A 19646-nucleotide genomic window follows, 5' to 3' on the forward strand; every position below is an offset into this window, starting at 1 on the left:
AAGGAGTGTGCGTATGCAAAGGCCGAGCTTCAAAGATTTAGAAGAAAAACTGCAATACCATTTTCAAAACCCGCAATATCTGATTACCGCCATGACCCATTCCTCTTATGCAAATGAGGTGAAATCGGGCGGACACAGCAACGAGCGCCTGGAGTTTTTGGGCGATTCCGTGCTGAGCATCGTGGTGGCGGATTACCTGTTTAAGCACTGCCCGAATCTGCCGGAGGGCGAGCTGACGAAGAACCGTGCGGCGTTGGTGTGCGAAAAGGCGCTGTGCGGATTTTCCCGCCAGCTGGGGCTGGGGGAGTATCTTCTGCTCAGCCGCGGCGAGCAGAATTCCGGCGGGCGCCAGCGGTCGTCGATTCTCGCGGATGCGTTTGAGGCCCTGATCGCCGCGATCTATCTGGATGCCGGATTGGAAAAAGCGAGGGAATTCATTTTGCGCTTTGTTCTGCCGGTTCTGCAAACCTCCCGGCCCAAAGCGTTTAAGGATTATAAAACCTCTTTGCAGGAGATCATCCAGCAGAATCCCGAAGAGCAGCTCGAGTATGTGCTGATCGGCGAAAGCGGCCCCGACCATGACAAGCACTTTACCGTTGAGGTATGTCTCAACAGCAACGTGATCGGCAAGGGCGGCGGGCGCAGCAAGAAAGAGGCAGAGCAGCAGGCTGCCCGCGAAGCGCTGGAGCTGATGGGCTATTGAAGCACGCAAATGTAGCGATCTTTGTTCCCCATGCGGGCTGTCCGCAGCGCTGCTCCTTCTGCAGCCAGAACAGCATCACGGGCCAGGAACGGCTTCCCACACCGGATGAGGTTCTTAGAACCCTGAAAACAGCCGAAGAAAATCTGAAAGAAAAAAGCCGTTTTGCAGAAATCGCTTTTTTCGGCGGCAGCTTTACAGCAATCGACCGAGGCGATATGCTCGCTTTGCTGGAAGCCGCCGCTCCTTCTGTCAGGGATGGGGTTTTCTCGGGAATCCGCATTTCCACCCGGCCCGATGCGATTGATGAAGAGGTGCTAGAGTTGCTTTCCCGGTACGGGGTCACGACGATCGAGCTAGGCGCGCAAAGCATGGATGACAGCGTGCTGCAGCGCAACCGGCGCGGCCATACGGCGCAGCAGGTACGCCAGGCATCCAGATTGATTCAAAGCGCGGGCTTTTCCCTTGGCCTTCAGATGATGACGGGCCTTTGGGGCGACACTGCCGCGGGCGCGATGCAGACGGCATGGGATTTTGCCGAGCTTCGTCCGGACTGTGTGCGGATTTACCCCACCGTTGTGATGAAGGGAACGGAGCTGGCTCTTAGATACCAGTCGGGCGAATATGTTCCGATGGGTCTGGAAGAAACCGTGGAGCTGTGCTGTGATCTGCTCGAATTTTTTGGGGAACATTCCTTCCCGGTGATTCGTCTGGGGCTTCACAGCTCGCCCGAAATGCAGCGCGACCGCGTTGCGGGGCCTTGGCACCCGGCGTTCCGCGAGCTTTGCGAAAGCAGGCTCTTTCTGCGCCGGCTTCTTGCTTTTCTGGAACAGGAGCGAATTTTGCCGGGGTGTGTCGAAATCCACGTCTCACCGCAGTGGGTTTCCAAAGCGGTGGGGCAGAGCAGATGCAATCTGCTGGAACTCTCCCGACGAGGCTACCAGGCGCGTGTGGTGCCTGACCCGTCAGTAAGCCCATCTGAATTTCTGGCCTTTTCTCAGGATAACCAGTTTCCGGCGAAAGAGTAAAACATAGAATGAAGAACCGCTTTGAAAAAGCTGCCGATTTCTTCCGCGCCGCAGGCGGAGAAGAAATCGCCGTACTTCATCATCAGGCTATTTGAAATGAATTGACCATAATATCCTTGCTCTGCCGAAAGCGGAGTGGAATCAGCAAGCATTGAGTTGCGGTCATGATGAAAGATCAGGATCAATCCGAAAGCAGGTGAACACGAGTGCTGTTAAAGTCTTTGGAGCTTCAGGGCTTTAAGACCTTTCCCGATAAAACGGTTTTACAGTTTGACCGCGGCATCACCGCCGTGGTGGGGCCGAACGGCAGCGGAAAAAGCAACGTCAGCGACGCCATCCGCTGGGTGCTGGGCGAGCAGTCTGCCCGTGTGCTCCGCTGCTCGAAAATGGAGGACGTGATTTTCGGCGGAACCCCGGCGCGCAAGGCGCAGGGCTATGCGGAGGTCACTCTTACCTTTGACAACGCCGACCGCCAGCTGGAGTTTGACAGCGATCAGGTCGCCGTTACCCGCCGGTACTACCGTTCGGGGGACAGCGAGTACCTGCTCAACAAAAACACCGTGCGCCTGCGCGATATTCACGAGCTGTTTATGGATACCGGCATGGGACGCGACGGCTATTCGATGATCGGGCAGGGCAAGATCGACAGCATCGTTGCCGCCCGCAGCGAAGACCGGCGCGAAATTTTTGAAGAAGCCGCGGGGATTTCCCGCTTTCGGTACCGAAAGGGCGAATCGGAGCGGCGGCTGCAGCAGGCTCAGGAAAATCTGGTGCGCCTGCACGACATTTTCTCTGAACTCGAAGCCCGGGTCGGCCCCCTGCGCGAGCAGGCGGAAAAGGCGAAACAGTATTTGGAATTCGCCGAGGAAAAGCGGACGCTGGAAATCGGCCTGTGGCTGAATACGCTGGGGCGCTCCGGTCAGATTCTGCGCGACTACGAAGATAAGCTTCTTCTGGCCCGCGGGCAGCAGGAGGAAATCGATAAGCGCGCCGCGGAGCTGGAAAAACAAATTGAAGAAAACTATCAGGCAGTCAACGCCTGTACCGCCCATATGGACGAGGCGAGAACACTCGCTTCTTCCAAAGAAGAGGAAGCCGCCCGAAAGGACGGCGAGGCGGCCGTTTTAGAGAACGACCGAGAACATAACCGGCAGAATCAGGAGAGGATTCTGCACGAGCTGGAAAACTCCTTCCTTTCCGATGAAGACCTGCGGAAAGAGATCGAAGAAAAACAGCGTCAGATCGAAGAAAAAGATCAATTTGTACTGGGCCGGCAGGAAGAGGTCACCGGCGTCTCTAAACGGCTGGAGGAGCTGCGCGGCTCGATGGAGCAGTATTCCGGCCAGATGGAGGAGCAGACCCGCCGCCTGACACAGCTGACAGCGGATGTATCCCAGGCAAAAATCCGCGAGATGACGGCGGTTACCGCCATTTCTGAAATCGAGCTGCGCCGCGCTACCGTACAGCAGGCCCTGCAGTCGCGGGAGCAGCAGAAACAGGAGATGGAGTCGGAGGAGCACGAATGCGCCGGCCTGCTGCAAAAAGCGGAGGATACCATCGCCGCGCTGACCAACACGGCCCGCGGCTTTGAAATGCGGCTGGATTCCCGGCAAAAGCGGCTGGAAGAAGCCCGCGGAAAAAGCGAGAAGCTCCGGCTGGACGCCGGGGAGCAGGCCCGGCGCGTCAAGCTACTGGAAGAGATGGAACGCAATCTCGAGGGCTTTGCGCACAGTGTCAAAACGGTGATGAAGGAGGTCGGGCACGGCAGCCTGACTGGAATTCACGGTCCGGTTTCGCGGCTGCTGCAGGTTCCCGCCGAGTACGCCACCGCGGTGGAAACGGCTCTGGGGGCCGCCATGCAGAATATCGTGGTGGAAACCGAGCAGGACGCAAAACGTGCGATCAACCTCTTAAAACAAAAGGATTCGGGGCGCGCCACCTTCCTGCCGATCTCGACGATTCACGGGAACCTTCTGCAAGAGCAGGGGCTTTCCGATTGCTCGGGGTTTGTCGGCGTCGCGTTCTCCGTTTGCGGGTGCGACTCAAAGTATGAGGGTATCATGCGCTCGCTTCTGGGGCGCATCGTGATTGCGGAAGACCTCGACAGCGCCGTCGCGATTGCGAAGCGTTTTTCCTACCGATTCCGCGTGGTCACGCTGGACGGTCAGGTGGTCAATACGGGCGGCTCGCTCACCGGCGGTTCTCTGGCGAAAAACGCCGGGCTGTTAAGCCGTACGGCGCAGATGGAGCAGGCCAAAAAACAGGCCGCGGCGCTGTCGCAGAAGGCAGAGGAGGCCGAGGCCGCGCTCAAAGCGGCGCAGGCGGAGTTTTCCGCCGCGCAGGCATCCCTGTCCGCTTCGCAGGCCGAGTTGAGCACAGCCAAAGAGGACCGTGTGAATCTGCAGGCCGAATACGGGCGGGTACGCGCCGAACGGCAGTCGCTGGAAAGCGGCGCAAAGGAGCTGGCGGCGGAGCAGCAAAAGGCCGAGCAGCGCCTTCTTGAGCTGCGGCAGCAGAAAGAGCAGGCTCTGCGAGACGCCGAAGCGCTGGAAGAGCAGATCACTGCCCTGCGCCAAAGCGTCAGTCAGATGACCGGCGACCGCGAGGAGCTGGACAAACGCTATCAGGCTTTGACGGACGCTCTGCAGGAGGCGCGCATGACAGCGCTTTCCGCCGAGAAGGAAAAAGAGGCGCTCGCCGCCGCCGCACAGGAATTGGAGAACCGCCGCCTGAATTACGCCGGGCTGGCGGAGCGCCTGAACCAGGAGCTTTCGCAGCTTCGGGAAAAAGACTGCGCGCTCGAACAGCAGGCGCAGCAGCTTCGGCTTCAGGCAAAGGAGCTGCGGGATTCCGCCGCCGATTCCCGCGAGAGCGTGGAGGGTATTGCCAAGCAGCGGGCTGACTTGGAAACACAGGCCGCACGACTGCGGGCCGAGGAGCGCGAGCAGTCCTCCGCGCGGGATACCATCGGGCAGGAGATGGCCCGATTGGAAGAGCGGCGCGCCAACGTGCAAAAGGAATATGATGAAATTATTTCCCGTTTGTGGGAAGAATACGAACTGACCCGGCGGGAGGCCGAAGAGATCAGCCCGCGCCTGGAGGACGTTTCTACCGCGAAAAAACGCCTGAACGAGCTCAAGGGCAAGATCAAAGCGCTCGGCACGGTGAACGTGGCCGCGGTAGAGGAATACAAAGAGGTCTCGCAGCGGTATGAATTCCTGAAAGAACAGATCAAAGACGTGGAGAAATCCCGCGACGAGCTGCGGCGCCTGATCGGTGAGCTGACCCAGAAAATGCAGGAGCTGTTTTTGCAGCGCTTTGAAAAAATCCGGCAGAATTTCTCCGAAACGTTCCGCTCGCTGTTTGGCGGCGGTACTGCTCAGCTGACGCTGAGCCAGCCAGAGGATGTGCTCACCTCTGGAATCGAAATTTCCGTTCAGCCGCCGGGGAAGATCGTCACGCATCTGGAGTCGCTTTCGGGCGGCGAAAAGGCGCTGGTGGCCATCGCGCTGTATTTCGCCATTATGAAGGTCAATCCGCCGCCGTTCTGCGTGCTGGATGAAATTGAGGCCGCGCTCGACGACGTGAACGTGGACCGCTTTGCGGGCTACCTGCGCGGCATGAACCAAAACACGCAGTTTATTGTCATTACGCACCGCCGCGGTACCATGGAAGAAGCGGATGTGCTGTACGGTGTGACCATGCAGGATGAGGGCGTTTCAAAGCTTTTGGAGCTGCGTGCCTCTGAAATTGAGCAGAAGCTTGGAATCAGGCAGGGATAGTGGATTCCATTGAAAGCAATTTTATATTAGAATAGTGGTGTCTTCCCACGCCTGTTGCGTGGGAAGACACCAACGAATTGTTTGAAAAGGAAGCAGTATTACAAGATATAAAGGAGTTTGCGATGGGATTTTTTGATAAGATCAAAGAAGGACTGAAAAAAACACGCGACAGCATCACCGGGCAGATCGACACGATGCTGAACAGCTTTACGAAAATCGATGAAGAGCTGTTCGAAGAACTTGAGGAGCTGCTCATCATGGGGGATGTCGGCACCACCACCTCCGCCAAAATCTGCGAAGAGCTGCGTGTCCGCGTGAAGAAGAACGGCGTGACAAACCCCTCTGAGGTGCGCGGCCTGCTGCAGGAAATCGTGTCTGAAATGCTCAGCGGCGGCCAGGAGCTGCAGCTTACGACCAAGCCGTCCGTGATCCTGATCATCGGCGTGAACGGCGTGGGCAAAACGACCACCATCGGCAAGCTTGCCGCAAAGCTTTCGCGCGAGGGCAAGAAGGTCATTCTCGGCGCGGCGGATACGTTCCGAGCAGCGGCGATCGATCAGCTGCAGGTGTGGGCAGATCGCGCCGATGTGCCGATGGTCAAGCACGCGGAGGGCTCCGACCCCGCGGCCGTGGTGTTTGATACCATCGCGGCGGCCAAGGCGCGCGGTATGGATGTTGTGATCTGCGACACCGCTGGACGCCTGCACAATAAAAAGCACCTGATGGATGAGCTGTCGAAGATCAGCCGCATTATTGACCGCGAACTGCCGGACTGCGACAAAGAGGTTCTGCTTGTGCTCGACGCCACCACCGGGCAGAACGCCGTGAACCAGGCAAGAGAGTTCCAGAACGCGGCGGGTCTGACCGGCATTGTGCTCACAAAGCTCGACGGCACGGCGCGCGGCGGCGTGGTGCTGCCCATTCGGCAGGAGCTTGGCCTGCCCGTTAAGCTGATCGGCCTTGGCGAGAAAATAGACGATTTGCAGCCGTTTGAGGCGGACGAGTTCGCCGCGGCTCTGTTTGAGAGGGAAGCGGAATGACATTTGTAATCGCGACACATAACGCAAAAAAGCTGAAAGAACTCAAAAGAATCCTGGAGCCCCTGGGCTTTGACGCCGTGATCCGGGAAGACCTGCCAGAGGTGGAGGAAACCGGTACAACCTTTGCCGAAAACGCTCTGCTCAAAGCGGAATCCGCCTGCAAAGTAACCGGTATGCCCGCGATTGCGGATGACTCCGGCCTTGTGGTGGATGCGCTCGGCGGCGCGCCCGGCGTTTACTCCGCGCGCTACGCGGGCGAGGGCGCGACCGACCGGCAGCGGTACGAAAAGCTGCTGGAGGAGCTTCGCGAGGTTCCTACAGAGCAGCGCACGGCGCGGTTCGTCAGCGCGGTCTGCTGTGTGTTCCCGGACGGAAAGATCCTCACGGCGGAGGGCGCCTGTGAGGGCATCATCGCATTCGGGCCGAAGGGTGAGGGCGGCTTTGGCTACGACCCGATTTTCCTTGTAGGGGAACGCTCCTATGCGGAGATGACGGCCGAAGAAAAAGACAGCATCAGCCACCGCGGCCGCGCGCTTGCAAAATTGGCGCAGGAGCTGGAAAACTGGAAGAAAAATGGTTAAAATAAAGGAGTATACTACATGATCACAAGTAAGCAGCGGGCGTTTCTGCGCTCTATGGCAAATCCGCTCGACACGATCCTGATGATTGGCAAGGACGGCATGAGCGATGATATTATGAGGCAGGCGGACGACGCGCTCACCGCCCGCGAGCTGATCAAGGGCAAGGTGCTGGAAACCGCGGGGATCACCGCGCGTCAGGCGGCGGATGAGCTGGCGGCTCCTCTTTCGGCCGAGGTGGTGCAGGTCATCGGCGGAAAGTTCGTGCTGTACCGCAAAAATCAGAAGGAACCCAAAATCGTTCTGCCAAGGCCTGCGAAAAAATAATGGAACGCAGCGAATTCCATACGCATTCACGATGCAAAAACGCTGAAAAGAGTTCTCTCTCTATTACCGGAGGCGGAGAAGAAAGAAAAAATCAGAGCTTTTGCTTCCATTCGGTATCAGGAGGACTCATGAAAAAGCTGGCGATATTCGGCGGAACCTTCAACCCGGTTCATAACGGGCACCTGCATTTGGTGCAGGGCTTTCGCGAGCGTCTGGGGCTTGACCGCGTGCTGCTGATTCCCTCCCGTGTGCCGCCGCATAAAGCCGCGGCCGATCTGGCGGATGCGAAGGACCGGCTCGAGATGTGCCGTCTGGCGGCGCAGCCGTACGGCCTTGAGGTATCGGATTTAGAGCTGCTGCGGGAGGGCCCGAGCTATACGGTAGATACCCTGCGGCAGCTGCATCAAACGAACCCGGACGCCGAGCTGTACCTTTTGATGGGTGCGGACATGTTTTTGACGCTGGAGCATTGGTACCAAAGCGAGGAGCTATTCCGCCTGGCCCGCATGTGCGCGGTGCCGCGGGATGAAAACGGCCGCAGCGAGCTTTTGGCCTATGCAAAACACCTCGAGAGCCTTGGCGTGAAAACGCATGTGGAAGAGCTTTCGCTTCTTCCCATTTCCTCCACGCTGGTGCGCGAGCGCATCGGGCAGGGGCTTCCCATCACCGGGCTGATTCCGAAGGCCGTAGAGGAATATATCACGGAGCATCATTTATACGGGGGGATTTCCAATGGATGAGAAACAGTATGAAGAAATTGTCCGCGGCCGCTTGTCCGACAAGCGCTTCCAGCACAGCGTGAATGTTGCAAAGGCGGCGCAGGAGCTGGCGGTTCTGAATGGGGTCGATCCTAAAAAAGCCAGGCTGGCCGGGATTCTTCACGACATCATGAAAGAGGCCCCGCCCGAAGAGCAGTTGAAAATCATGGATGCTTCTGGTATAATGCTCACAGACGTGGAGCGCTGCGCGCCGAAGCTGTGGCACGCCATGGCGGGTGCGGCTTATCTGCGGTGTGTTCTGGGCATTGAGGATCAGGAGATTCTCGACGCCGTGCGATACCACACCACAGGGCGCGCCAATATGTCCTTATTAGAGAAGATCGTGTTTGTGGCGGATTTTATTTCGGATGAGCGGGATTACGAGGGCGTACAGGAGCTGCGCGAGGCGGCCCGCCACGGTCTGCAGGAAGCCGTAATGGCCGGTCTGATTTTTACGATTCAGGATTTATCACAGAACCAAAAACCGATTCACCCCGACAGTTTGGCCGCGTATAACGCAGAGATCGTTTCCCGCGGCGAGAAATAAACATTCAAAATTTGAGTAGAAATGGTGGTTACCAGATGACATCATTAGAGCTGGCCCAAAAGGCCGCAGCGATTTTAGACAACAAAAAAGCCGATGAGCTGAAAGTGCTGGGAATCCGGGAGCTGTCTGTGCTGGCGGATTATTTTGTGCTGGCGACAGGTACCAGCAGCACGCACGTAAAGGCTCTGGCCGATGAGTTGGAATTCCAGCTGAAAGAAACGGGAACTATGCCCGATCATGTGGAAGGATACCGTTCCAATTCCTGGATTCTTCTGGATTACGGTCATGTCGTCATTCACGTTTTTACCGCAGAAGCACGCCGGTTTTATGATCTGGATCGCCTGTGGCAGGACGCGGAAAATATAGAGCTCAACTTTTTGAGCAAAGCGGAATGAGGGGGAGCACCAGTGAAATACGAACATAAACCGATTGAAGAACGGTGGCAGAAAAAATGGGAGGAAGCAGGCGTTTTTCACGCATCCACATCTACGGACAAGCCGAAATTCTACGCCCTGATTGAATTCCCTTATCCCTCCGGGCAAGGCCTGCATGTCGGGCATCCCCGCTCTTACACGGCGCTGGATATTGTATCCCGCCGCCGCAGAATGATGGGCTATAATGTGCTGTATCCCATTGGCTGGGATGCGTTCGGTCTGCCAACCGAAAACTTCGCGATCAAAAATCACGTGCATCCGGCTATTGTAACTGAGAAAAATATCGCCCGTTTCAAGCAGCAGCTGCAGGCACTGGGCCTTTCCTTCGACTGGTCCCGCGAGGTCAACACGACAGACCCGTCCTATTACAAGTGGACACAGTGGATCTTTTTGCAGATGTTCAAGCACGGGCTTGCCTATAAAAAAGAAATGTCCGTCAACTGGTGCACCTCGTGCAAATGCGTTCTGGCCAATGAAGAGGTTGTCAACGGCGTCTGTGAGCGCTGCGGCAGCGAGGTCGTGCACAAGGTCAAATCGCAGTGGATGCTGAAAATCACCGAGTATGCCCAGCGCTTGGTGGATGATCTTGATCTGGTGGATTACCCCGAGCGCGTCAAGGCGCAGCAGAGGAACTGGATCGGCCGTTCCACCGGCGCCGAGGTCCGCTTTCAGACCAGCCACGGCGAAGAGCTGACCGTTTACACCACCCGGCCCGACACGCTCTACGGCGCAACCTATATGGTTCTTTCGCCGGAGCATCCGTACCTCGAAACCTGGGCCGACAGCCTGCGCAATCTGGATGAAATCCGCGCTTACCAGCAGGAGGCTTCCAAAAAGTCCGACTTTGAGCGCACCGAGGTGGCCAAAGAGAAAACCGGTGTGCGTCTGGACGGCGTAACCGCTACGAATCCGCTGACCGGGAAAGAAATCCCGATCTTTATTTCCGATTATGTTCTCGTGTCCTACGGTACCGGCGCGATTATGGCGGTACCCGGCCACGATACCCGCGACTGGGAATTCGCGAAGAAGTTCAATCTGCCGATCATCGAGGTCGTACAGGGCGGCGACGTGGAAAAAGAAGCGTTTACCGACTGCGAAACCGGTGTGATGGTCAATTCCGGCATTCTGGATGGCCTGACCGTTGAGGAAGCAAAGAAGAAGATCATCGAGTATCTTGCGGAGCAGGGCATCGGCGAGCAGAAGGTCAATTTCAAGCTCCGCGACTGGGTGTTCTCGCGCCAGCGTTACTGGGGTGAGCCGATCCCGATCGTTCACTGCGACAAATGCGGCTTTGTAGGTCTGCCGGAGAGCGAGCTGCCGCTGACTCTGCCAGAGGTCAAATCCTACGAGCCGACCGACAACGGCGAATCCCCGCTGGCACATATGACAGACTGGGTCAATACCACCTGCCCGCACTGCGGCGTCCCCGCCAAGCGCGAAACAGATACCATGCCCCAGTGGGCGGGTTCCTCCTGGTACTTCCTGCGCTATATGGACCCCCACAACGACAAGGCGCTGGCCGGCAAAGAGGCGCTCGAATACTGGTCGCCGGTCGATTGGTACAACGGCGGAATGGAGCATACCACGCTTCATCTGCTGTACAGCCGCTTCTGGCACAAATTCCTGTATGACATCGACGTTGTTCCCACGCCCGAACCGTATGCCAAGCGCACCAGCCACGGCATGATTCTGGGTGAGAACGGCGAAAAGATGAGCAAATCCCGCGGCAACGTCGTCAATCCGGATGAGATTGTCGAGGAGTACGGCGCGGATACCATGCGCCTGTATGAGATGTTCATCGGCGACTTTGAAAAGGCCGCCCCGTGGAACACCGCAAGCATCAAGGGCAGCCGCCGCTTTTTGGAGCGCTACTACGCGCTGACGGAGCGTCTGGTGCCGGGTGATCAAATCACTCCCGCGCTGGAGCAGCCGTTCCACAAGACGATCAAAAAGGTCGGCGAGGATATTGAAAACCTGAAATTCAACACGGCGATTGCTTCGCTGATGGCCCTGATCAACGATATTTCCGACGTCGGTTCCATCAACCGTGAGGAGCTGCGCGTCTTTACTCTGCTGCTGAATCCCTTTGCCCCCCATGTAACGGAAGAGGTGTGGGCGCAGGCAAAGCTCGGCACCGGGCTTGTAGCAGAGCAGAGCTGGCCGGAGTACGACGAGGAAAAATGCAAAGAGAGCATGGTCGAAATTGCGCTGCAGGTCAGCGGCAAGGTGCGCGCTCGTATTGAAATCCCCGTGGAATATACCAAAGAGCAGGCGATTCAGGCGGCGAAGGATCAGCCGAAGATCGCCGCGGAGCTTTCCGGCAAGCAGATTGTAAAAGAGATCTACGTACCGGGCAAGCTGGTCAATATTGTGGCGAAATAAAAAGTTCAAGCGCCGGGAAACTGCGCAGTCGCAGAATGGGGACTGTTTTGCTCCCCTTGTTGCTGTGTATGCCTTTGAAAAGGGCTGTTCCCCCAAAGAGTTGGCATGTGCCGGCAGGAGCGTTACGCTTGCAAAGTTCGGTCACATACCTGAAAACACGCTCGCTTGTTTTTGCAGATTTTTCAGCAGCACCAGGGTCGTTTTTGCGGCCGGGGTGCTGCTGTTCCTTTGCCGGTCTGCGCTTGAAAAAACAGAGTTCTTTTTTGAAAAAATGCTTTTCTATTTTTCATGCAGCGTGTATAATAGTACAGAATCGCAGGACAAGGATTGCGGCGGCAGAAGGCGATCCCACGCGTCCTGTGGCACCACATAAGCCAAATCTGGAGTATAGTAAGGATTGTGGAACAGTTATGGAAAAAAGTACATTGAAAAAATCAGTTACTGTTGTAGAAGCAATGGCGATCGTTGTGGGAATGATCATCGGTTCCGGTATCTTTCTAAAGCCCGGCATTGTTCTGGGGAATGCGGGCAGCCCCGCCATGAGTATTGCGGCCTGGATCGCGGGCGGCATTATCACGCTGGCGTCCGCGCTGTCTGTTGCGGAAATCGCGTCGGCCATCCCGAAGTCCGGCGGGCTTTATACGTATCTGGAAGAGCTGTACGATGAAAGAGCCGGCTTTTTGCTGGGCTGGGTACAGACGGTGATTTCCTACCCGGCCTCCGTCGCGGCGCAGGCCATCGCGTTTTCAATTTATGCCGCTTATTTTATTCCAATCAGCGGTATACAGCAGAAGCTTTTGGCTACGGGCGTTCTGATCTTTATTCTGGTCATGAACATTTTGTCCACCAAATGCGGCGGCATCATTCAGACCTTGGCAACGGTCGGCAAGCTGATCCCGATTGTGGCGATCATCGGCGTCGGCCTGCTTTCCCCGAGCCTTCCGGGCTTTGCGGGTTCTTCGCAGGAGGCGCTGCAGGGCGCGGGCTTCGGCGCCGCGATTCTGGGCACTCTGTGGGCTTACGACGGCTGGATCGGCGTCACCAACATGGCCGGCGAGCTGAAAAATCCCTCCAAAACACTGCCGAGGGTCATTTCCATCGGCGTGCTGTTTGTCATCGTGATCTATGCCCTGTTTAATCTGGCCATTTTCCGCGCGCTCCCGCTCGATCAGATCGTGGCTTCCGCCACGCCCGGCGCAGATGCGGCGAATGTTCTGTTCGGTGAAGGCGGCGCCACCTTTATTACCGCGGGCATCATGGTTTCGGTATTCGGCGCTCTGAACGGCTATCTGATGACGGCCGCGCGTGTACCCCAGGCGATGGGCGAAAGAGGACAGCTGCCGTTTTCCAGAATTCTGGGCGCGGTTCATCCGAAGCTGCGCACCCCTGCCAACGCTCTGATTTTCCAGAGCCTGCTGGCACTTGTGTATATTTTCTCCGGTACGTTTAATACTCTCACCGATCTGCTGGTGTTTGTTCTGTGGATTTTCTTTACCATGGGCGTTTTGGGCGTCTTTATCCTGCGCAAAAGGCAGCGCCCGGAGGAGGGGAAATACAGAGTTCCTCTGTATCCCATCACTCCCATCATCGGCGCGGTGGGCGGCGTTTATATTTTGATCAGCACACTGATCGACGCCCCGTTTCGCTCCGTTATTGGGCTTGCGATTACCCTTTTGGGTTTGCCGGTGTACCAATGGATGAAAAAGAAAAAAGAACAATAAAGTACGCTTTAGCAGAATCAAGAGTCTGATTTGTTTCGGCTAAAATTGTGCCTTTCTGCACCCAAAATGCCCGGAATACGGCAGGGATTCCTGCGCGGCTTTCTCCGGGCGCAATTTTATTCCGAAAATCTATCGGTTTTTATTTACACACAAGGACTGGGGCGGCGCGCATCTCTGTCGGATGCGCGCCGTGTCTCCTAAGTGAAAAGGTGCGGCAATACCATTTTGAAAAAATGGTTGATTCCTTCCCCGCCTAAGGCAGAGGAAGAAATCGCTGTACTTACTTTAAGAACATTTTTAGATTGAATTGACGATAAAAAGGGGGGAGTAGTGTGGATGGAGCTCTTCTGGGCGATATTGCCGGTTCCCGTTATGAGTTCAGTAAGCCGAAAGGGTTCAATTACAAGACCATCTCTCTGTTTGAAAACGGCTGCTTTTACACGGATGACACCGTGATGACGGTTGCAACCAAATATGCTCTTCTCAACGGAATCCCTTATCGCGACGCTTACGTCATGTTTGGCAAACGTTACCCTTATGCAGGGTATGGGCCGATGTTCAAGGAATGGATCTACGATCATCTGCATTCCCCTTACCACAGCTACGGCAACGGCTCCGCCATGCGGGTGAGCTTTGTGGGGGAATATTTTGAAACCCTCGAAGAGGTGGAGCGCGAAGCGAAGAAGAGTGCCGAGTGCAGCCATAATCACCCCAAGGGAATCGCCGGGGCGCAGGCGGTGGCGGTCAGTGTGTTTCTGGCGAGAAACGGCTTTTCCAAGCGCGAAATCAAAAAGCAGATCACGTCCCGTTACGGGTACTCCCTGAACCGCTGTCTGCTGCTGCATCGGCCGTTTTCCAAGTTCGACATGAGCTGCGAAGGTTCGGTTCCGCTCGCCATCCGCTGTTTTCTGGAAAGCGACTCCTGGGAGAGCAGCATCCGCAATGTGCTGAGCGTCACCTGCGACACCGACACGGTTGCCTGCATCACGGGCGCGATTGCGGAGGCGTATTATAAAGACACCGGCTTTGACAATGCCCGTCTGCTCAAGGAATATTTGTTTGATCCGGCTGTTTCTGATGAGGAACAGCTGTTATATCACTGGGCGACTGCAGAAAAGAATAAGGAGGATCGTGAGTGATTATCTACACCTACCAGTCTGTGAGAGTGCTGCGGATTTTGAAATCCGGCGAAATTTACCGTGCGCATCCCAGCCAGAAATACGGGCGGGCGTACGACTGCCTGATCGATATGCTGGGGCTGCACTGCGAGTGCCCGATTTTCGGCAATCTGAGGTTCCACCGGAAGAATACGGGAGGGAGCACATCCAGCAGCGTCAAGCTGATTTTGAAGGTGCCGAAGGAAAACGTCTGGCTGACGGAGTATTCCGAATGGGCAGACTTTATGTATATGGTTCAGTTTACCTCGCCGAAGGATTACTACGACCTGATCGCGGGAGAGGTGGACGACATCACCCGGGAAAAGCTGCACAAGACGATCGAGTCTTTAAAGCTGCAGCGCAGCCCCTGGGCGTATCGGGTTCCGCAGGCGATTCTGGAGGAGATTCGGCCCGAATGGCTGACGGAATATAAAGTAAAGCTGTAACAGGCCGAAATAACTTGTATGGCATCGCGGACTATGAAATTGTTGTAGCCTTCGCTTTCGTACGAAATGAATGATTATGGGGAAGAGGAAAAAAACATGGATAAAAAGCTGTCTTTTTCATCCTATCTGCTGGTTGGTTCCATGCTGTTTGGGTTGTTTTTCGGGGCCGGTAATTTGATTTTTCCGGTTCATATGGGTCAGATGGCCGGTGCGTCGACACCGCTGGCTACGGTCGGTTTTCTGGTAACGGCAATCGGTCTGCCTTTTCTCGGCGTCATCGCCGTGGGAATCTCCGGCAGCTCGGGCCTGTTTGATCTGGCAGGGCGGGTGCATCCTGTTTACGGATATGTGATGACGATCCTGCTGTATATGACCATTGGGCCGTTCTTTGCGCTGCCCCGTACCGCAACGGTATCGTTTGAAATCGGCCTTGTGCCTTTTCTTCCGCAGCCGATGCAGCGGGTAGGGCTGGCCGTGTTCACGGTGGTGTTTTTCGCCGCGGCGCTGGCGTTTTCGCTGCGCCCCAACAAGCTCCTGGTCTGGGTGGGGAAGGTTCTGAATCCCTTGTTCCTGGCGGTGCTTGCGGTTTTGATTATTCTGAGCGTTGTTTCGCCGATGGGCGCTGTCTCCCAGATTCCGGTAGCGGAGCCTTACGCTGCATCTCCGTTCTTCAAGGGTTTTCTCGAGGGCTATAACACCATGGATGCGCTCGCGTCGCTGGCGTTTGGAATCATTGTGGTGAACAGTCTGAAAGAGCTGGGCGTGGGCAGCCCCCGCGGCGTCGCGCTGGCGACCATCCGGTCGGGCGCGATCAGCGTGCTGCTGATGGGCCTGATCTATGCCTTTCTGGCGTATATGGGCGCTTCCAGCGCCGGGCAGTTCGCCGTTTCTGAAAACGGCGGCATTGCGCTGGCCCAGATCGCCCGGCATTATCTCGGGACGGGAGGGAGCGTCCTGCTGGCGGTGATTGTGACGGTGGCCTGCCTGAAAACGGCGATCGGCCTGATCACAGCCTGCTCGCAGACCTTCTGTGAGCTGTTCCCGAATCATTTGAATTATCGCATTTACACCGTACTCTTTACGCTCGTTTCGCTTTTGGTTGCTAACATCGGCCTGACACAGATCATTTCCCTGTCGATCCCGGTGCTGATGTTCCTGTACCCGCTGGCGATCTCGCTGATTCTGCTGGGAATTTTAAGTCCGCTCTTCCACAATCGGCGCTGTGTGTATCTGATTCCCACCATCTTCACACTGTTTGCCGGCGTGGGCGATTTTTTGAACGCCCTGCCGCAACAGGTGACAGCGCAGCCGGCAGTGCAGGCGATTTTGGGCTTTTACCGTGAATCGCTGCCCTTCTTCTCGCTGGGGATGGGCTGGGTGATTCCGCTCGCGGCAGGACTTGTGCTCGGCTTTGTGGTCTATCAGTTTACAAAACAAAAGAAATCTAGCCAAAGCGCCTGATTCATTGGAGCTGCTGCAAAACGGCTTGGTGAAAATATCATAAAAAAATGCGTCTTGAAAGGGTTCAAAAACCCAATCAAGACGCTTTTTTACTTTTCAAAATCAGCGATGAACGCCCAGGAAAAACAGTGCGATGGTTCCGGGGCCGGAATGAGCGCCGATAACCGGGCCAACATAATTGATGACGACACCCTTTACCGAAAAACGCCGGAGAACCTCGTCGCGCACCCATTCGGCATCCTCCAGGCAGTCGCCGTGGCTGATGTAAATCATCTGCTTTTCCGGGTCGATCACGGTCTCTTCCATCTGATCGATCAGAGCGATCAGCGAAGCCTTGCGCCCGCGGGCTTTCCCAACGTTGATCAGGTGGCCCTCGTCGTCCACGTGCAGAACAGGCTTAATGCCAAGCACCGTGCCGATTAAAGCCGTAGCGGAGGAAACCCGGCCGCCCCTCTTTAAATGGTTCAGGTCGTCCACAGTGAACCAGTGGCAAAGCTTCAGCTTGTTTTCTTCGAGCCAGTCACGTACTTGATCGATGTTTTTGCCGCTCTTTTGCAGCTCCACCGCATGTTGAATCAGCAGGCCCTGTCCCAAAGAGGCGCACAGGCTGTCTACGGTATAAAGCTTGCGGTCCGGATATTGTGCGATCAGCTCCTGTGCCGCAAGGTGCCCCGCATTATATGTGTTGCTCAGGCCGGAGGAAAACAGGATGCAGAGCACATCCTTTCCCTGTTTTAGCAGAGACTCCATTTTCTCCTGAAAGGTCTCCATGTTGACCGCAGAGGTGGTGCATACCGCCTCCTGACGGAGCTGGTCGTAGAAATCATGAAAGCTGATGCTTTTTCCATCCAGGTCGTTTAAATATTCCTGATCGCCCAGATGAACCGAAAGGGGAAGAACCTCAAGTCCCCATTCACGCGCAAGGTCGCCGGGAAGATCACAGCAGGAATCCGTGAGAATTACAAAATCATTCATGGAAAAAATCCCTCATTTCCAATTCTTTGCTTTCTTTCCATAAAAACAAATTGCCTAATTTTGGGATTATTATATCATAACATCCCCGATTATGCAAATTGTCTGTTCTGTAACAATGAAAAAATCCAAAAGAATCGCTTGACAAACGGAATGTAACATTGTATTATTGTATTAATCCACTAGTACAATCATACAGACGGAGGTGAAGATGGATGAATTGGGATCTGAAGTCTGACAGACCCATTTACTTTCAGTTGATAGAACAGATTGAACTGAGAATTATTTCCGGCATATATCCGCTGGGGAGCCGGCTGCCGTCGGTGCGCGATATGGCAACGGAAGCTTCGGTAAATCCAAATACGATGCAGAGAGCGCTTGCTGAGCTGGAAAATCAGGGGCTTTTGTATTCACAAAGAACAAGCGGCCGGTTTGTTACGGAAGATGAGGAGGTTATCAAAACCATGAAATATTCTCTTGCGCAAAACATTATCAAGGAATTTATGGAGAAGATGAATTCTCTGGGCTACGATTTCCGGCAGACCATTACATTGCTTGAGCAGATAGAGGAGGAGAAGAAATAATGGAACCGATTTTACAGTGCAAAAACCTGACAAAGGTTTTTCCCGGCAAGGTTGCGCTGTCTGGAGTGAATTTAGAGATCGGCCGTGGCAGAATCGTTGGCCTGCTTGGTCCGAACGGCAGCGGTAAAAGCACGCTGATCAAGATGTGCAACGGGCTTTTGACTCCCACGAACGGCGAGCTTTTCATTGACGGGAATACCCCGGGGATTGAAACAAAGAGGATTGTTTCGTATTTGCCGGAGCGCACCTACCTGAACGACTGGATGACTGTGCGGAATCTGGTAGATTTCTTTGACGATTTTTACACGGATTTTGATAAGGCGAAGGCATACGATATGTTCCAGCGGCTGGATATTAAAAGTGACGCCAGGCTGAAGACCATGTCGAAGGGTACAAAGGAAAAGGTTCAGCTGATTCTGGTGATGAGCCGCGATGCTTCGCTGTACCTGCTGGATGAGCCGATCGGTGGCGTAGACCCGGCGGCCCGCGACTACATTCTGAACACGATCATTTCGAACTACAGCGAGAATGCAACCGTAATGATTTCCACCCACCTGATCAGCGACGTAGAGAGAATTCTGGACGACATCATTTTCATCAACCAGGGTTCGATCGCGCTGGTTTCCTCGGTGGAAGAAATCCGCGAGAAAAACAATAAGTCCGTGGACGAATTGTTCCGGGAGGTGTTCCGATGCTAGGGCGTTTGCTGAAATACGAAATCAAGTCAACGGCTCGCATTTACCTGCCTTTATATCTGCTGTTGTTTTTGATGGCAGTCATCAATAAGGTTTTCATTTCAATCAATTCCGGATCAATCGATTCCGGAAAATTCGGAATCCCGATCGCGATTTCCATGACGGCATATGTGACCATTGTTGCGGCTATTATTGTGATCACCCTGGTGATGACGATTCAGCGCTTTTACAAGAATCTTCTGCAGGACGAAGGCTACCTGATGTTTACCCTGCCGGTCAGCGTGGATGCCAATATCCTCAGCAAGCTGCTGGCAGCGGTACTTTGGAACATTGCAAGCTTAGTGATTTCGTTCTTCTCCGTGCTCGTGCTGGCGCTCGACCGCGACGCGATGACCGCAATCGTCGAGGGATGGAGAGAGATTCAGGCTTTTCTGGCCACACAGAATGCTATGGTGTATGGAATCCTCTTCCAGAGCATTTTACTTCTTCTGCTGTCACTGGCGGTTGGGATTTTGAACCTGTATGTGGCGATGGCGATCGGTCAGCTGCTGACAAAGCATCGGGTTGCTGGCGCGCTGGGTGCGTTCTTCCTGATCGGGCTGGTAGAGCAGATTATCGCAACAGTTTTCATCAGTGCCGCTGCGAACAGCGGATGGTTTGACTTCTTTGAGGCGATGCAGCCGGTTGAGTTGACGAATTGGGTTCTGACTGCGCTCAACATTGGGCTGGTAGTTCTCGGCGCAATCTACTATTTCGCCACAAAATATATTCTGAAGAACAAACTGAACCTCGAATAAGCAGCAGTTTGATTCCCCTCCCCTTAGTGGGAGGGGAATTTTTTGTGTTTTTAGCTGAAAAAAGAGGATGGTCAATTCTGGTAGAATTCTTAAGTTTTTCCTGTTTTGGTTGCGAAAGGGCTAACCATGCGGTATAATCGAAAAGAAAGTGGCATTTTGCCACAATTTGTCTGTATGATTCAGATCGATGGATCGCAAAGGCGCACAAAAGCGCACAAAAGCGCGGTACGAATGAAT

General features: G+C 55.0%; 18 protein-coding genes. 17 read left to right on the forward strand and 1 reads right to left on the reverse strand.

From position 1 onward, the window contains the following. Positions 1–13: 13 nt before the first annotated feature. The 14 genes from rnc to brnQ all read left to right on the forward strand — a co-directional run bounded on the left by rnc (position 14) and on the right by brnQ (position 16361). The gene (gene rnc / locus HMPREF1141_RS09025) at positions 14–703 is read left to right on the forward strand and encodes a ribonuclease III (protein ID WP_009064051.1); all 690 of its coding nucleotides are present in this window, start codon (positions 14–16) and stop codon (positions 701–703) included. Then, the gene (locus tag HMPREF1141_RS09030) at positions 700–1728 is read left to right on the forward strand and encodes a radical SAM protein (RefSeq protein ID WP_009063587.1); all 1029 of its coding nucleotides are present in this window, start codon (positions 700–702) and stop codon (positions 1726–1728) included. The genes rnc and HMPREF1141_RS09030 overlap by 4 nt, the downstream gene beginning before the upstream one ends. Before the next feature lie 206 nt (positions 1729–1934). Next, positions 1935–5510 (forward strand): chromosome segregation protein SMC, encoded by a 3576-nt coding sequence (gene smc / locus HMPREF1141_RS09035; protein ID WP_009063825.1) that lies wholly within the window; start codon positions 1935–1937, stop codon positions 5508–5510. A 122-nt stretch (positions 5511–5632) separates the two neighbouring features. Continuing rightward, on the forward strand, positions 5633–6550 hold the full coding sequence (gene ftsY / locus HMPREF1141_RS09040; RefSeq protein WP_035316853.1) for a signal recognition particle-docking protein FtsY: 918 nt from the start codon (positions 5633–5635) through the stop codon (positions 6548–6550). After that, a complete protein-coding gene (locus HMPREF1141_RS09045) occupies positions 6547–7131 on the forward strand; it encodes an XTP/dITP diphosphatase (protein WP_009063487.1) in 585 nt (194 codons plus the stop codon). Before ftsY ends, HMPREF1141_RS09045 begins: the two co-directional genes overlap by 4 nt. Before the next feature lie 18 nt (positions 7132–7149). Then, positions 7150–7455 carry a YhbY family RNA-binding protein gene (locus HMPREF1141_RS09050; protein ID WP_009064123.1) on the forward strand — a complete coding sequence of 102 codons (306 nt, stop codon included), beginning with the start codon at positions 7150–7152 and terminating at the stop codon, positions 7453–7455. 128 nt (positions 7456–7583) lie between these two features. Further along, complete coding sequence (gene nadD / locus HMPREF1141_RS09055) at positions 7584–8195, forward strand: nicotinate-nucleotide adenylyltransferase (RefSeq protein ID WP_009063878.1); 612 nt, start codon at positions 7584–7586, stop codon at positions 8193–8195. Next, a complete protein-coding gene (gene yqeK / locus HMPREF1141_RS09060) occupies positions 8188–8760 on the forward strand; it encodes a bis(5'-nucleosyl)-tetraphosphatase (symmetrical) YqeK (RefSeq protein ID WP_009063761.1) in 573 nt (190 codons plus the stop codon). Before nadD ends, yqeK begins: the two co-directional genes overlap by 8 nt. Before the next feature lie 35 nt (positions 8761–8795). Next, the gene (gene rsfS / locus HMPREF1141_RS09065) at positions 8796–9155 is read left to right on the forward strand and encodes a ribosome silencing factor (RefSeq protein WP_009063675.1); all 360 of its coding nucleotides are present in this window, start codon (positions 8796–8798) and stop codon (positions 9153–9155) included. Between the two features lie 12 nt (positions 9156–9167). Further along, a complete protein-coding gene (leuS, locus tag HMPREF1141_RS09070) occupies positions 9168–11576 on the forward strand; it encodes a leucine--tRNA ligase (RefSeq protein ID WP_009064323.1) in 2409 nt (802 codons plus the stop codon). A 410-nt stretch (positions 11577–11986) separates the two neighbouring features. Next, complete coding sequence (locus tag HMPREF1141_RS09080) at positions 11987–13297, forward strand: amino acid permease (RefSeq protein WP_009063872.1); 1311 nt, start codon at positions 11987–11989, stop codon at positions 13295–13297. 332 nt (positions 13298–13629) lie between these two features. Next, positions 13630–14436, forward strand: a complete 807-nt coding sequence (locus HMPREF1141_RS09085; protein WP_009063548.1) for an ADP-ribosylglycohydrolase family protein — start codon at positions 13630–13632, stop codon at positions 14434–14436. Continuing rightward, positions 14433–14900 carry a hypothetical protein gene (locus HMPREF1141_RS09090; protein ID WP_009063626.1) on the forward strand — a complete coding sequence of 156 codons (468 nt, stop codon included), beginning with the start codon at positions 14433–14435 and terminating at the stop codon, positions 14898–14900. The genes HMPREF1141_RS09085 and HMPREF1141_RS09090 overlap by 4 nt, the downstream gene beginning before the upstream one ends. Positions 14901–14996: 96 nt before the next feature. Then, positions 14997–16361, forward strand: a complete 1365-nt coding sequence (gene brnQ, locus HMPREF1141_RS09095) for a branched-chain amino acid transport system II carrier protein (RefSeq protein ID WP_035316856.1) — start codon at positions 14997–14999, stop codon at positions 16359–16361. Between the two features lie 102 nt (positions 16362–16463). Here brnQ and HMPREF1141_RS09100 read toward each other — a convergent pair whose 3' ends face one another. Further along, positions 16464–17336 carry a DegV family protein gene (locus HMPREF1141_RS09100; protein WP_009063506.1) on the reverse strand — a complete coding sequence of 291 codons (873 nt, stop codon included), beginning with the start codon at positions 17334–17336 and terminating at the stop codon, positions 16464–16466. A gap of 212 nt (positions 17337–17548) precedes the next feature. Between HMPREF1141_RS09100 and HMPREF1141_RS09105 the strand changes: the two genes are divergently transcribed. Genes HMPREF1141_RS09105 through HMPREF1141_RS09115 form a run of 3 tightly spaced genes read left to right on the forward strand, consistent with a single transcriptional unit; the run spans position 17549 to position 19409 of the window. Next, positions 17549–17917, forward strand: a complete 369-nt coding sequence (locus HMPREF1141_RS09105; RefSeq protein ID WP_009063831.1) for a GntR family transcriptional regulator — start codon at positions 17549–17551, stop codon at positions 17915–17917. Further along, positions 17917–18615 (forward strand): ABC transporter ATP-binding protein, encoded by a 699-nt coding sequence (locus HMPREF1141_RS09110; protein WP_009063993.1) that lies wholly within the window; start codon positions 17917–17919, stop codon positions 18613–18615. Before HMPREF1141_RS09105 ends, HMPREF1141_RS09110 begins: the two co-directional genes overlap by 1 nt. Continuing rightward, entirely contained in the window at positions 18609–19409 is an 801-nt protein-coding gene (locus HMPREF1141_RS09115; protein WP_009063819.1) for a hypothetical protein, read from the forward strand. The genes HMPREF1141_RS09110 and HMPREF1141_RS09115 overlap by 7 nt, the downstream gene beginning before the upstream one ends. Positions 19410–19646: the final 237 nt, after the last annotated feature.

Origin of the sequence: Clostridium sp. MSTE9 (genome assembly GCF_000277625.1) — a bacterium.
Lineage (GTDB): Bacteria > Bacillota > Clostridia > Oscillospirales > Acutalibacteraceae > Faecalispora > Faecalispora jeddahensis.